The 13,702-nt window shown below is 62.7% G+C and carries 12 protein-coding genes and 1 tRNA gene; 8 read left to right on the top strand and 5 right to left on the bottom strand.

What is annotated here, in order from left to right:
• Positions 1-48: 48 nt before the first annotated feature.
• Both JSS27_01310 and JSS27_01305 read right to left on the bottom strand, forming a co-directional pair.
• Positions 49-1,059 (bottom strand): N-acetyl-gamma-glutamyl-phosphate reductase, encoded by a 1,011-nt coding sequence (locus JSS27_01310; GenBank protein ID MBS0207568.1) that lies wholly within the window; start codon positions 1,057-1,059, stop codon positions 49-51.
• Between the two features lie 344 nt (positions 1,060-1,403).
• The gene (locus tag JSS27_01305) at positions 1,404-2,708 is read right to left on the bottom strand and encodes a HEAT repeat domain-containing protein (protein ID MBS0207567.1); all 1,305 of its coding nucleotides are present in this window, start codon (positions 2,706-2,708) and stop codon (positions 1,404-1,406) included.
• 328 nt (positions 2,709-3,036) lie between these two features.
• Between JSS27_01305 and JSS27_01300 the strand changes: the two genes are divergently transcribed.
• The 3 genes from JSS27_01300 (at position 3,037) to JSS27_01290 (ending at position 6,917) form a co-directional block, all read left to right on the top strand.
• Complete coding sequence (locus JSS27_01300) at positions 3,037-3,996, top strand: sugar kinase (GenBank protein ID MBS0207566.1); 960 nt, start codon at positions 3,037-3,039, stop codon at positions 3,994-3,996.
• 93 nt (positions 3,997-4,089) lie between these two features.
• Positions 4,090-4,311: a hypothetical protein gene (locus tag JSS27_01295; protein MBS0207565.1), complete on the top strand. Its 222-nt coding sequence runs from the start codon at positions 4,090-4,092 to the stop codon at positions 4,309-4,311.
• 290 nt (positions 4,312-4,601) lie between these two features.
• Positions 4,602-6,917, top strand: a complete 2,316-nt coding sequence (locus tag JSS27_01290) for a CehA/McbA family metallohydrolase (GenBank protein ID MBS0207564.1) — start codon at positions 4,602-4,604, stop codon at positions 6,915-6,917.
• 246 nt (positions 6,918-7,163) lie between these two features.
• Here JSS27_01290 and JSS27_01285 read toward each other — a convergent pair whose 3' ends face one another.
• The 3 genes from JSS27_01285 to csrA all read right to left on the bottom strand — a co-directional run bounded on the left by JSS27_01285 (position 7,164) and on the right by csrA (position 9,452).
• Positions 7,164-8,204, bottom strand: coding sequence for a ferrochelatase (locus JSS27_01285; GenBank protein ID MBS0207563.1), 1,041 nt, complete (start codon positions 8,202-8,204; stop codon positions 7,164-7,166).
• 631 nt (positions 8,205-8,835) lie between these two features.
• Positions 8,836-8,910 (bottom strand) — tRNA-Glu (locus JSS27_01280).
• Positions 8,911-9,221: 311 nt separating this feature from the next.
• On the bottom strand, positions 9,222-9,452 hold the full coding sequence (csrA, locus tag JSS27_01275) for a carbon storage regulator CsrA (GenBank protein MBS0207562.1): 231 nt from the start codon (positions 9,450-9,452) through the stop codon (positions 9,222-9,224).
• A gap of 953 nt (positions 9,453-10,405) precedes the next feature.
• On the opposite strand from csrA, the gene JSS27_01270 reads away from it, so the two are divergent.
• The 5 genes from JSS27_01270 (at position 10,406) to JSS27_01250 (ending at position 13,692) form a co-directional block, all read left to right on the top strand.
• Entirely contained in the window at positions 10,406-10,933 is a 528-nt protein-coding gene (locus JSS27_01270) for a 4Fe-4S binding protein (GenBank protein ID MBS0207561.1), read from the top strand.
• Positions 10,934-11,176: 243 nt separating this feature from the next.
• Complete coding sequence (locus tag JSS27_01265) at positions 11,177-11,680, top strand: DUF2203 domain-containing protein (GenBank protein MBS0207560.1); 504 nt, start codon at positions 11,177-11,179, stop codon at positions 11,678-11,680.
• 257 nt (positions 11,681-11,937) lie between these two features.
• Positions 11,938-12,540: an NADH-quinone oxidoreductase subunit A gene (locus JSS27_01260; protein MBS0207559.1), complete on the top strand. Its 603-nt coding sequence runs from the start codon at positions 11,938-11,940 to the stop codon at positions 12,538-12,540.
• Positions 12,541-12,670: 130 nt separating this feature from the next.
• A complete protein-coding gene (locus JSS27_01255) occupies positions 12,671-13,204 on the top strand; it encodes an NADH-quinone oxidoreductase subunit C (GenBank protein MBS0207558.1) in 534 nt (177 codons plus the stop codon).
• 95 nt (positions 13,205-13,299) lie between these two features.
• Positions 13,300-13,692 carry a four helix bundle protein gene (locus JSS27_01250; GenBank protein MBS0207557.1) on the top strand — a complete coding sequence of 131 codons (393 nt, stop codon included), beginning with the start codon at positions 13,300-13,302 and terminating at the stop codon, positions 13,690-13,692.
• The last annotated feature ends 10 nt before the right edge of the window (positions 13,693-13,702 follow it).

The raw sequence follows: 13,702 nt of genomic DNA, 5'->3' as shown, positions 1-13,702 counted from the left end.
TCGCGGAATAATCGTGTCGCAAAGCAGGCGGACGCCCGGCCGGCGCCACTAGGGCAAGGCCAGCGTCTCGGGAAAGCCGTGGATCAAATTGAAGTTCTGCACGGCGGCGCCGGCGGCGCCTTTGATCAAGTTATCCAGGCAACTGATCGTGACGATCCGCCCCCCGACGACGCGGGCCGTCACGTCACAGAAGTTGCTGTGCGCCACGTCCTTGGTGCCGGGTAGATGGCTGACCACGCGGACGAATGGCTCGTCTTCGTAGAACTTTTTCAGCGTGTCCATCACCTGCTCCTCGGTCACCGGCTTGACCGGCCGCGAGTAGGTGGTGGTCAGAATGCCGCGGTCCATCGGTACCAGATGCGGCGTGAAGATCACGTTCACGTCGGCCCCGCTGGCCATGTTCAACACCTGATTGATCTCGGGCGTGTGGCGATGCCGGCCGACGTTGTACGCCGACAGGCTTTCATTGCACTCGGGAAACAGCGTGGTCAGCTTGGGCGTGCGCCCGGCCCCCGAGACGCCGCTCTTGCTGTCGACGATGATGTCGCCGGCCTCGACCAGGCCGGTCTTCAGCAAGGGCGCGAGCGCCAAGATGGCCGACGTCGGATAGCAACCGGGGTTGGCGATCAAGCGCGCCGCCGGAATCTTTTCACGAAACAACTCGGGCAGGCCGTACACCGCTTCGCCCAAGTGTTCAGGATCGCCGTGCTTCTCGTTGTACCACTGGGCATAGACCGCCGGATCGCGCAGCCGGTAGTCAGCGCTCAAGTCGATCACCTTGCAGTTGGCGGCCAGAAACTTCGGCACCGAAGCCGTCACCACGCAGTGGGGCAAACAACTGAACACGCAATCGGCCCGCGAGCCAATCGTCTCGGGCGAAGGCTCTTCGAGCCGCAGGTCGATGCGGTTGGTGAGCCAGGGATGAACCATCGCCAAGGGGGGGTTCCCTTCCTGCCGGCTGGTGGCGACGGTGATCTCGACCTCGGGATGGCGGAGCAGAATCTTGATCAGTTCCAGGGCCGAATAGCCCGTCGCTCCCAGGACCGCAACGCGAATCATAGACAGCTTTTCTGGTGCAAAAGGGGCGCGGGATATCACGTGGGTATTGGTTGAATGACAGCCGCCCGGCCCACCAGGTTCACACTGCGCCGCGCCGGCACAATCACTCAACTCGCCGCAGTATACCGGCCAGCGGAACCGGCGAGCTAGGGGCGAAAGGCGAGGAGATTCTTTGAACCGCAAAGACGCAAAGGGAAGAGCAAGGCCAATTTGAATCGCAGAGAACGCAGAGGATCGCGGAGGGACTTTTAGAATTCTTTTCTCTGCGCAACTCAGCGCCCTCTGCGATTCCACTCCCGTTATCTTTCTTTTGCGCCCTTTGCGTCTTTGCGGTTCAAATCTCCTCACTCGGGTCGAGCGCGCGGCAGCGGCACATCACGGAACACGATCTCCAGGTTCCGCTCGGCGCGCAAACGTGGGTAGCTGAACCGCAGCTTCCCGGGCTTGCTGCCGGGGCTTTCGGCCTGGAAGGTAAGCTTCGACCGGGCGCCGTCATCGGCGAACGAGTTGGTCTGGCTTTGCCGCCGGTACATCCGCCCGTCGGTGTCGAACAGATCGAACTCGTATTCCTGGAATACCACGTCGCGCGGCTCGGTCACCATCTGCTCGCGGTGGACCACCACACAGACCTCGCACCGCGCGGCCGCTTCGGTCGGCAAGCTTTCGATCTGCAGCTCAACGTCGTCTTGCTGGTGAATCTTGCCCGGCGTCAGGTCGCTTACTTCGAGCGCGGCGTAATCGCCGACGGCCATCACGCCCCACCGTAGATGAAACGTATCGAGCTGTTTGGCGGTCGTCACCGGCGGGTGCAGCCGCATGCTCATCGTCACTTGCCGCGTACCCGAACCGGCCACGTTCCATCCGCTGGCCGCCGGCGGGGTCGCCGCCAGATCGGTCTGTTTGTCCGTGAGCGCCGACACCAGTTCGGGCTGCGCCCGGTAAGCGACCAGACGGAACCGATCTTCCCAGACGAGCGCGAACGTCACCTGGAAGGTGTGCGATCGCTCGCTGGTGACTTGCTCGTAGTCGAGATCCTCGGAAAAGTTCCGCCGGGCCGAGATGATTTGCGCCCGCACCGGACCCGAGTAAGCCGTGGGATAGCTAGTCTGCCCGCCGTCGATCACCACCAGCCCTGGCTGACGCGTGTCGTAGTGCGCGCGGACGCGGTGTTCGGACTTGCGGCAGATTTCATCGAGCAGCGGCCAGAACGTCCCCGACGGTTGTTCCAGCTCGATGTCCTTGTCGTGGAACCCGCCGTACTGGTCACCGAGCATCACATGGTTGCCGGCTTGCTCGGAAAGCTGTGCAATTAACTTGCCGGCTGAGCCGCGCGCGGTTGGGAAGGCGATCCGGCTGGGAGCGAGCAGTTCTTCAATCTTCACGCGCCGCAGCAGTTCACCAGCCCGCAGGCGCACTTCGGGATCGTCCGACTTGAGCGCCGTCTCGAGCACACCTCGCGCAGCCGGGCCCAGCTCGGCCAGCGCCTGGTTGGCTTCGACGCGAACTTCGTATTGGTTGCTTCCCAGATCGGTGATCAGCCGCGCCAGGCGGACTGGATCGGCCGATCGCGCCGGCGAAGGAGCTTGGGCCGCGGCCGAGGCCGCCACCGCCGACAACGACACCGCCAGAACCAAGCACATCTTGCGCATGGTACGCCGACCTCGCTGAATACCCACGAAATGATTGGCCACGACGTATGATCGCGTGACCCACTTGGGTCGCAGGAAATCCGGCCCGAGGCGACGCCAGCCGGCTCTGAAATCATTTCAGAGCGTCGTCCGCCGCGCGCGTTCCGAGCCGTTGCCAGTTGAAAAGCTGGCGAGCCGTGATCGTGGGTGCTAGAACCAAGTTGCGTCGGCTGTCAAAATCGGTTCGCCTGCGACCGCAAGCCGGGCAACTGTAGGTCGAAAGGTCGATGCCGGTCAAGATCGGTCGTGGCCGCTAGCATCCCGCCCATACCTCCCCGCATATTCAATGATGAACGATTCGCCCGCCTGTCTGAGCGTTGGCCTGTTGGTGGCCGACCATATTTGCGCGCCGATCCCGCATCTGCCCCAGTCCGGGCAACTGGTGCTGACCGATCGGCTCGAACTGACCACTGGCGGGTGCGCGTCGAACGTGGCGATGGACTTGGCCCGGGTCGGCGTCAAGTCGGGACTGATCGGCTGTGTCGGTGATGACGCCTTCGCCCAGTTCGTCATCGACACGCACCGCGACGCTGGCATTGCCGTTGATGGCATCCGCCGCATCGCCGGCGTCGGCACGGCCGGGACGATGATTATCAACGTCACCGGGCAGGATCGACGATTCATCCACGCGCTGGGCGCGAATGCCGCGCTGTCGGCCGACGATATTCCGCTGGATCTGGTGCGCCGCAGTCGCGTGTTGTACGTCGGCGGCTACTTGTTGATGGCCGGCCTCGATCCGGCGCGCCTGGGGGAAGTGTTTCGCGCAGCGCGTGCCGCCGGCGTGACGACGGTGCTCGACGTGGTGCTCCCCGGCCCGGGCGACTACTGGCCGCAGCTTGGACCGGTGCTCACCGAGACCGATGTGTTTCTGCCCAACCGGGACGAGGCGGCCATCATCACCGGCGCGCACGACCCCAAGCAGCAAGCGCTGCGGCTGCGCGAAGCCGGTGCCGGAACCGTGGTGATCACCGCCGGCGACGAGGGGCTGACCGTTGTCAGCGGCGAGCGCCGGTTGCTCGCGGCGGCTCACCGCATGCCGTTCGTCGGCGGCACCGGCGCCGGCGACGCCTTTGTGGCAGGCTACATCGCCGGCCTGCTCGACGAGGGCAGCTTGGAACAATGCCTGGCCTGGGGGGCGGCGCTGGGGGCCAGTTGCGTCCGCTCAATCAGCGCCACGGCCAGCGTCTTTACCCGACCCGAGGCGATCGAATTTATTCAGCAGCATCCGCTACAGATTGAAAGCTGGTAAAGACTCGGCCCAAATCATCGAATGAGGTTTTGGTCGGTCACCTGATGTAGAATAGTTGAAACGACTCCACGGACTCGATTTCGCGAATGACTTATGGCTGCTAGTCGTGACGAGCTTTTGGCCGCGTGCTTGCAATTGCCTGAGAACGATCGTTTGGTGCTTGCCGAACAGCTCTTGGGCAGCTTGCCTGAGGAGTTACCCGGATTGTCGCTCGACGATCCACAACTACTCGAAGAACTGAAACGTCGCGCGAACGACGGCCAGCCAGACGTTGCCTTGAGTGAATTGTGGAAACGCCCGCTCGCACTGCGATAAATCATTTACTTTTGCCTTCAAGGGCCAACGGCCCGGCACATACCAGCCTGGGGCAACGCCCCAGGTAACAGTCGCAACAAGGGACTAAGGGCTGAAAGCCCGACGCATCCGAAGATGGTGCGGGCCTTCAGCCCTTAAAGACTCGCGGGTTCCGATACCTGGGGCGTTGCCCCAGGCTGGTATGAGGCGCACCTTTGGTGCTTAAAGACCTGCACCTCGCCGTGAATCGTCCGAGAACAGGCGATCGATTTCCTCGTTTCTCCGACCCCCTCTTGCCGCGAGGCCCTTTTATGCCACACCGCATCACGCAATCAATTGCAACCGCACTGGCTTGTTTGGCCTTGCTGTCATGCAACGCCCCACTCCGCGCCGAGCCTTTGACACCCGTTGCCGATGTCGAGGCGCAGCCCTTGGCGGCCCAGGCGGCGCGCGTGGCCGACGCCCTGAACATGGTCGGCGCTCCGCTCGAACCGGCCGCGCGGCAACAACTGGCCGCTGCGCTGGCCGAACAGGACGCCACGGCCCGCGTCCGCGGCATCCAGCAAGTTCTCGACCCTCTCTGTCTGGCCCAGGTGAACATCAATCCGGAAAGCCGGGTGAAGGTCGCTCGTGGCCTCGCCGCGGCCCAACTGATGCAACACGGCTGGAGCGTGTTCCTCGTCAAGGTAATCAACGAAGCCGGCGTGACCGCGCCGCTGCGCGTGAGCAGCCCCAATGCCGCGCCGCTGCATCGCCGCTCGTCGGGAAGCCCCGCGCCGAAAGACATTCTGCCCGCCGAGCAGGTCGAAGCCCGCTGGATGGACGTCGGCCAATACACCGATCAGCCGCTGGCCAAGGAACTGTCGGCTTTGAAGGTCGAGTATCGCGTCGTCGAGTTGTACAGCCGCGACGCCGGCAAGCGCGAAGCCAAGTTGATGTTCGACGTCGGCCAGGGGACGCAAGATTTGGGCTTTCGCAGCGAGTTGAACGTGCTGTTCGATTGCGCGCCGGCCCAGGCCGTGACCTTGCGCGTGCTCGACACCGACGGCCGGCCGACGACGGGGCATTTTGTCTTTCGCGACGGGCGCGGGCGCGTCTATCCGTCGCGCACCCGGCGGTTGGCCCCTGACTTTTTCTTCCACGATCAGGTCTACCGGGCCGATGGCGAGAACGTGCTGCTGCCGCCGGGCAAGTTCACCGTGGTGTACGGTCGCGGGCCCGAGTATCGCGTCTTGTCGCGCGAGATCAACGTCGTGGCCGGGCAGCCATCGACCGAGACGTTCAGCCTGCGGCGCTGGATCAAGCTGGCCGACCAGGGCTGGTACTCCGGCGATCATCACGTCCACGCGGCGGGCTGCTCGCACTACGAATCGCCGACCGAAGGGGTGCAGCCGGCCGATATGATGCGGCACATCCTGGGCGAAGACCTGAACGTCGGTTGCGTCTTGTCGTGGGGGCCGTGCTGGTACCACCAGAAGCAATTCTTCGAAGGCAAGACGCACAGCTTGTCGACCCGCGATTACTTGATGCGCTATGACGTCGAAGTGTCGGGCTTCCCCAGCTCGCACTGCGGGCATCTTTGCCTGTTGCGGTTAAAAGAGGACGACTATCGCGGCGTGAGCACCATTGAGGAGTGGCCGAGTTGGGACTTGCCGATTCTGCAATGGGGGCAAGAGCAAGGCTCGGTCGTCGGCTTTTCGCACAGTGGCTGGGGGCTGAAGATCGAAAGCACCAAGCTGCCGAACCTGGAAATGCCGAAGTTCGACGGCATTGGCGCCAATGAATACATCGTCGACACGGTCCACGGCGCGTGCGATTTCATCTCGACCGTCGACACGCCGGCCCATTGGGAATTGAACATCTGGTATCACACGCTCAACTGCGGCATGACGACACGCATCAGCGGCGAGACCGACTTCCCTTGTATTTACGGCGAGCGAATTGGCCTGGGGCGCTCGTACGTCAAGCTCGGCAAACAGCAACTCGACTACGACACCTGGGCCGAGGGGATTCGCCAGGGACGCTCGTACGTCAGCGATGGACTGAGCCACGTGTACGACTTTAAGGTCGAGCAACTCGGCGTGGGCGAGCCCGGCGCCAAGGACGCCGACGGCAAGGAGCGGGCCAGCGTGCTGGCCGCGAAGGCCAACCAACCGCTGAAGGTGACGGTCAACGCGGCCGCGTGGTTGGACGAAACGCCCAAGGCCGAGATTCGCAATAAGCGTTGGGACGAGAAGCCCTACTGGCATCCGGAACGAGCCCGGCTCGACGACTCGCGCCGCGTGCCGGTCGAGTTGCTTGTGAATGGCCAGGCCGTCGAACGCCGCGAGATCGCGGCCGACGGGACGATCACACCGCTTGAGTTCACGATTAAGCCCGGCCGGTCGTGCTGGGTCGCGGTTCGCATTCTCCCCACGTCACACACGAACCCGATCTGGATCGAAGTCGACGGCCAACCAGTTCGCGCCAGCCGCGCGAGCGCCCAGTGGTGCCTTGACGCGGTCGATGTCTGCTGGAACGCCAAGCAGAAGAAGATTCGCGACGACGAACGCGAAGCCGCCGCCGCCGCGTACGAAGTCGCCCGACAAGCGTATCGCAAAATCCTAGCCGAGAGTGCGGTGGACTGAGGTTTGTCAGTTGTCCGTGGTCTGTGGTCCGTTGTAATAAACGACCACCAACATCCCGCGGCCAGCGCTAGCCCTTCTCCCCTTGTGGGAGAAGGTGCCCGAAGGGCGGATGAGGGGTAAAGAAGTTATCAGTCGTACGAGCTTGGGACTTACCCCTCACCCGGTTCGCTATGCGAACCACCCTCTCCCGCAAGGGGCGAGGGTTGAAGGCGCCAGCTTCGCAGCTCCGCAATTCAGCATTACGCATTAGGCATTCCGCCCCGCCGGTCTGGCCGGCGGCAGGCAGCAATCGACCGGACACACATCGTGACTGGGGCCCAGGCATCCGAGCGCCGGGCGCGCGGGCGCACCTCCCTGCTCGGCCGCAATCCGCTCGACGATCAGCTCGCGTATCATTGTCACGAATCGCGGGTGCGTGCCGACCGTGGCCGCGCGGACGAGGTTCATACCCAGTTCATGGGCCAACTGCTGGGCGGCCGTGTCCAGGTCGTACATCACCTCCAAGTGGTCCGAGACAAACCCGACCGGCATCACCACCACGTCGCGCACTCCTTCGGCCGCCAGCGTGCGCAGCACGTCGAGAATGTCGGGCTCGAGCCACGGCTGGTTCGGCGGGCCGCTGCGACTTTGATAGGCCAACTGCCAGGCCGCGCCGGGGAGCGCCGTCATGATCAACCCGGCCGTCTCGCGGAGTTGATCTTCGTACTTGCACTGGTCGGCCATCGCGCTCGGGATGCTGTGGGCCGTAAAGACCACGCGGGCTGCGGCGCGGCGCGACTCGGGCACTTGCCGCCAGGCCGACACGACGTTTTCGATCGACGGTTCGACAAAACCCGGGTGGTTGTAAAACATCCTGAGCTTGTCGACGCGCGGGGCGCTGGTGCCGACCTCTTGCTGGGCCGCCATCACGTTCTCGCGGTACTGGCGACAGCCGGAGTAGCTGCTGAACGCCGACGTAAAGAACGCCACCGCCCGGCGGCGACCATCGGCGGCCATCTGGCGCAGCGTGTCGGGCAACAACGGATGCCAGTTGCGATTGCCGAAATACAGGGGCAGCTCGGGGCCATGACGCCGCAGTTCGTCGCGCAAGGCCACCAGCAGCGCACGGTTCTGGGCATTGATCGGGCTGACGCCGCCGAATTGCTGGTAATGCTCGGCCACCGTCAGCATCCGCTCGCGCGGCACGTTGCGGCCGCGCAGCACGTTCTCCAGAAACGGCAGCACGTCGTCCGGCCCCTCGGGCCCTCCGAACGAAACCAACAGGAACGAGTCGATCGGCGTATCCATCGAGCGGCGTGCCAACGAAGTGATTCAAGGCAGAGATGAAACGAGCAGCCAAGTGGCGGTGAATTGCCAGTGTAACATGCCGCAGCGGCGACTACCCAGGCATGGTTTGCGCCTTTGTTCGGGGCGCCGGTTGCCCTAGCGACCGATGCTACCCCCTCACCATTGTTCGCGGGATGTCATGCTCCAGGCCTTAAGGATTGATTGCGCGACACAGAGAAAAGAAATGACGAAGGGGATTCGACTACGACGACACGACGGGCACCACGCCGGAAAGACATCAGCAGAGGATTTGAACCGCAAAGACGCCAAGGGCGCGAAGAAGAACGTGCCGTGAAGGAAGGAGGGGCGAAACACGCTGGCGATTTGGCCGTGGGGCCACTGGCTTGCGCGCCTCGCTTCCACGTTCGCATTCTTTATCTTTCCTGCGTCGTGCCCGTCGTGTCGTCGTGGTCGAAATCTCTTCAGCATTTCTTTGCGCCCTTTGCGGTTCATTTCTTCTCTCTTCTGTTAGCGCGCATGAAAAAGCCCAGGGAGGGTGAGGCCCCTGGGCTGGTGGATTCGTGGCGCGACCGGAGAGCGGTAGCTTCAACAATGCCGGCGCGCAGATTCCGCGCGGTGTTCGAGGGATAAGTGACCCCGACGGGATTTGAACCCGTGTCGCAGGCGTGAAAGGCCTGTGTCCTAGACCTGACTAGACGACGGGGCCGCGTTGGTCGCCAGCAACCCGCCACCGGTCGGCGGGCAGAAAGCGCCAAGTAGGCGTGTATACTGGCCGCTGCGCTGGCGCGTCAAGCCCCGGCTTGCGCTGGGGTCCGTAGTCAGTTGTCAGTGGTCCGTTGCACTCTGCTTCAAACTCGTTGATTTTCGCCCGCTGCAAACTGCTTCCTACAACTGACAACGGACTACTGACCACGGACAAGCGCGCGACCACGCACCAGCAAACATTCAATGGAAAAACCGCTCGGCGCTGCTAGCACCAAGCCAATGCGCGCGACGGCGCGCTGAACGAGAACGCAACTAGCTGCGGTCGGCCTTGCCGGCTTCGGGTTCGGCGGGCTTCTCGGTCGTCGGGGGGTGCTCAGCGCTGGAACGCTGGATGGCGTCGTAGACCTCGCGCCGGTGAACCGGCACTTCCTTGGGGGCTTCGACGCCGAGTCGCACCTTGTCGCCGCGAATCTCGACCACCACGACCGTGATCTCGTTGTTGATCACGATGCTTTCGTTCTTCTTGCGGGATAAGACCAACATCGCCCGGTTCCTCAACTTACTTGTCGAAACACCGCCTGCGGCGGATGAGTGTCTTCCTTGGACAAAGGTTCGGCGAACGGCTTGGTTTACCCGCGTCGCAACCGAGGACAGAATCGTCAAACTCGTCCCAAGCGTTACGCGGCATTCGTCAATAACACTCTACGCATACCACACCCAGAGTCAAGCAACGTATTGATTTACGAACATTTGCCGGGTGGTTCTTTTGGGGGCTCCGCAAGCTGCTGGAAGCTGGCGAGACCGGGCTGTCGGTAATGACCCCAATGGGGTGTGGCTGGCCAACCAAAAGTATCGCAACGCTATTCGCGGCAAAATGTTACGAAACTAGACTCACCATCCGGTGAGGCTCGCCACGGCGGGTCCAGCTTGCTGCGACAGCGGTAAATCACCCGCAACACCGGGTTTTACAGAACTGGGCCGTTCCCCCAAAAAGGAGCGGCAAACGAGCTGGACTCTTGGGCTTTGTATGCCCCTGCGGCTGTTGACCGGCCCAGCCGGGGCCGGCTGGGCGAGGGGCCGCCAAGTGCTTTGGGCGATTGTCAGGGCGGCAGTGGATCGCGTATGGACCGACGGACGAGTCGCGACCGCGCCGGTGAGACTGGCAAGCACTCACCGATGCCGACCGTCCCCGGCTCCCTCACGATGGCATGAGGGAGGCGAACAGCAACCGCCACGACCCAGCACCGCCAAACGCGCCGCGCCCGATGAACAACGTCGCGTCCGATGATTAAGCATTTCGCATTAAGCATTTCACCGCCTCCGCGCTGCCTTGCGACCGGTTCGGCGGGGCCTATAATTGACCGCGAATGATCGAAACGTCTGAAGTCTGACGACTTCAGCGACTCGAATCAGATTTTAGGGTCGCGCGGCTGCCATTCGCGTCGCAAGCGACCCGTTCGTTCTTCGTGCGCGCCGAACCAGAAAAGAAGTGCTCCATGCTGCAATGGTTCAAAGACGTCTTCAGCGCGGTCTACACGGTCTTGCACGGGCTGTACGTGACGCTGCGGTACTGGATGCGGACCTATGACCCCCAGCGCCGGACGTTCACGCACCACTTCGAGTACCCCGAGTTGCCGGTGCCGGTGGCGCCGCGCTATCGCGGATTCCACCGCTACGACCTGACGACGTGCATCGCTTGTGACCAGTGCGCCAAGGCCTGCCCAGTCGATTGCATCTACATCGGCAAGGAACGGGTCACCAACGGCAAGGGCTTCAAGATCACCGGTTTTACGATCGACTATTCGAAGTGCATGTTTTGCGCCTTGTGCGTCGAACCTTGTCCAGTCGATTGCATCTTTATGGGAGCGACGCACGACCTGAGCTGCTACAGCCGTGACGGTTGCATTGTCGATTTCTCGCGTTTGCCGGTGGAAATCGGCTGGGGCCGAGCTACGCTGAATCCTACGGCAGTCGCTCAGTCCAAGGTGATTGCCGAGCCAGTCCACGGTGGTCCAAACCAGTAGGACCGCGCGTCGACCGTCGCGCACAGTAGTCGGCGAACCATTCATCGCTCGCATGCGTAATGAATGGCTTGGCGACCAAAGTGGTTTTACGAGCACCGTGGTTTGCGACCACCGCGCAAAGGCTCGACGCGGGTACAATGCCCGCGAGACTGGCTGGTCGAAATCGCAGCGCCGCCAGCATGGTTGTTCCGGTTCACTTCCGATCCACGATTCTCGCTCGAGCGCACAGAAAGCTTTCCGCCGATGACCGACCGCCCGTCCGACAAGCCTAGCCCTGAAGCTTCGCCCCTGCACGCCAACCAGCCGCGGCTGTTCACCGTCGAGCAGGCCAACGCCATGCTGCCATTGGTGCGGGCCATTGTCGGCGATCTGGCTCAACTGTCGCGCGAGTTCCGCGAACGCAAGCAGCGCGTTGGCGAGTTGATCGAAGCCCACGGCTCGAAGCGCGAGACCGTGTATAGCGATGAACTGCACGAGGCCGAGTTGCAGCTCGAGCGCGACCGGGCCAAGATCCAGGAATACGTCGACGAGCTGCTGGCCCTGGGGGTCGAACCCAAGGGTGGACCCGAGGGGCTGGTCGACTTTCCCGCCGCAATCGACGGCCGAGTGGTGTATCTGTGCTGGAAGCTGGGCGAGCCCGAGGTGCTGCATTGGCACGAGCTCGACGCCGGCTTCGCCGGTCGCCGGTCGCTGGTGGCTTCGAGCGGCACGGGGGGCACCTTCGGCGAGAACTCGCTAGGCTGTTAGGCCCCGTCGGTCTCCCTCTAGCAAATCGTTAGATTCGACCACGACGGCACGACGGTCACGACGCCGGAAATGAGCGAAGAGCACCGCCCACATCCCCGAATCTCGTAGCCTTTGCATTACTGCCTTACGTCGTGTTCGTCGTGCCGTCGTGGTTGATTTCTGGGGCCAGGCTCGCCGCTTGCAAACCGGCCTTAACTGCCTAAAATCTGGGGAGTTTACGTCGCCGGCGACTCTTCTCCTTGGAAAGCACCCCCACGATGTCTCCTACCGCGATCGTTGGTTACCTGGCTCTGTTTGTCGCGGTCGGCATCGCGTTCCTCTTCGCCAACTTGCTGCTCGGGCGGTTCCTGCGTCCCAAGTCGCCGAACGAAGAGAAGCTCGAAATCTACGAATGCGGCGAGCCGACCATCGGCTCGAGCTTTGTCCAGTTCGACTTGCGGTTCTACGTGGTCGCGCTGTTGTTCATCATCTTCGACGTCGAAGTGGCGTTCTTCTTCCCCTGGGCCGTGGTCTATGGCAAGGCCACGCACCTGATGGACCCGCAAGCCGCCGTGGTGTCGCAAACCGGCGCGCTGACGCCGGCCGCGCAGAACGTGCTGGGTGAGTTGGGCGTGGCCAAGCCCGAGTTGCCCGACGCCAAAGCCACGCCCGAAGCGAACGTCGCCACGATTCGCGGCATGGCACGAACACTGGCCGCCACGTCGATTGCTGACATACTGGTTTTCTTTGCCGTGCTGATGGTGGGCTTTGCCTATGTCTGGCGGCGCGGCGACTTGGACTGGGTCCGCGCCGTCAGCCGCGAACGCGCCCTGGTGCGCGATGCTGCCGAAGCCGAGGAAGAATCGCTGGCGCTGGCCTAGCGCACTGCGGTCTAGCGCACCGCCTGCGCGCTTGCGAACGGCGGTCGACGAAGCCGGCAACGAGCGCGGCCGGCAGTCCAACAACACCTGAATCGCTCAACCTGTTCCGTCTTGCAAAGGTCGCCCGACAATGCCCAACGGCCAAGCGTTTCTCGATCAACTGAAGAAAAAGTTCGGCGACGGCATCACCGGGTCGAACCTGGAAGCGATCGATCCGTGGATCGAAGTCGCGCCCGACGCGCTGGTGGACGTCTGCACCTACCTGCGTGACGACCCGGCTCTGCAGTTCAACTTTTTGAACTGCATCTCGGGCGTGGACTACTTTGAACCCGACGCCAAGAAAGCCGCCAAGGTCACCTGGCAGCCGCACACCGAAGTGGTCTACCACCTGTGGAGCCTGCCGAACAAGGTGAGCCTGGTCCTCAAGGTGATTCTGCCGCGGTGGAAAGACGATCAGCCGGGCCAGTTGCCCGAGGTGCCGACCGTCAGCGGTGTGTGGGCCACGGCCGACTGGCACGAGCGCGAAGTGTTCGACCTGTCGGGCGTGAACTTCGTGGGGCACCCGGACCTGCGGCGGATCCTGTGCCCGGAAGACTGGCTGGGACACCCGCTGCGGAAAGACTACGAGATGCCGCTCGAATACCACGGAATCCGCGGGCGCTAGCCTGCGGATTTGTCCGTTGTCAGTGGTCCGTTGTCAGTTGTTAGGAAAAGTTGCTTACCATCGGTTCTGGAAAGTAAGCGTTGCGAGGGCTGGTCGTGGCGCGAACCCAATTTGAAAATCTGCAGGTATACCGGCTGGCCGAAGAACTCGCCGATCGCGTGTGGGAGATTGTCAAGAACTGGTCAAACTTCCCACGCGACACCGTCGGCAAGCAACTGGTGCGAGCCGCCGATAGTATCGGGGCGAACATCGCCGAAGGGTCCGGTCGCGGTACGTTCCCAGAGAATCGACGTTTTGTTCGCATCGCCCGGGCGTCGCTTCACGAAACGAAACACTGGCTAAGAAGAGCTTGCCAACGAGGACTCTTGTCCGCCGAACAGGTCGAACAGCTCAAGTTGCTTCTCGACGAATTGGCTCCAAGGCTCAATGCGTACATCAACTCCATCGGTCAATCCAAGCCAGTTGCTCCCCCAACAACGGACAACTGACCACTGACAA

Source organism: Planctomycetota bacterium (assembly GCA_018242585.1).
Taxonomy (GTDB): domain Bacteria; phylum Planctomycetota; class Planctomycetia; order Pirellulales; family PNKZ01; genus JAFEBQ01.
This window is presented reverse-complemented; position numbering and strand designations above follow the sequence as displayed.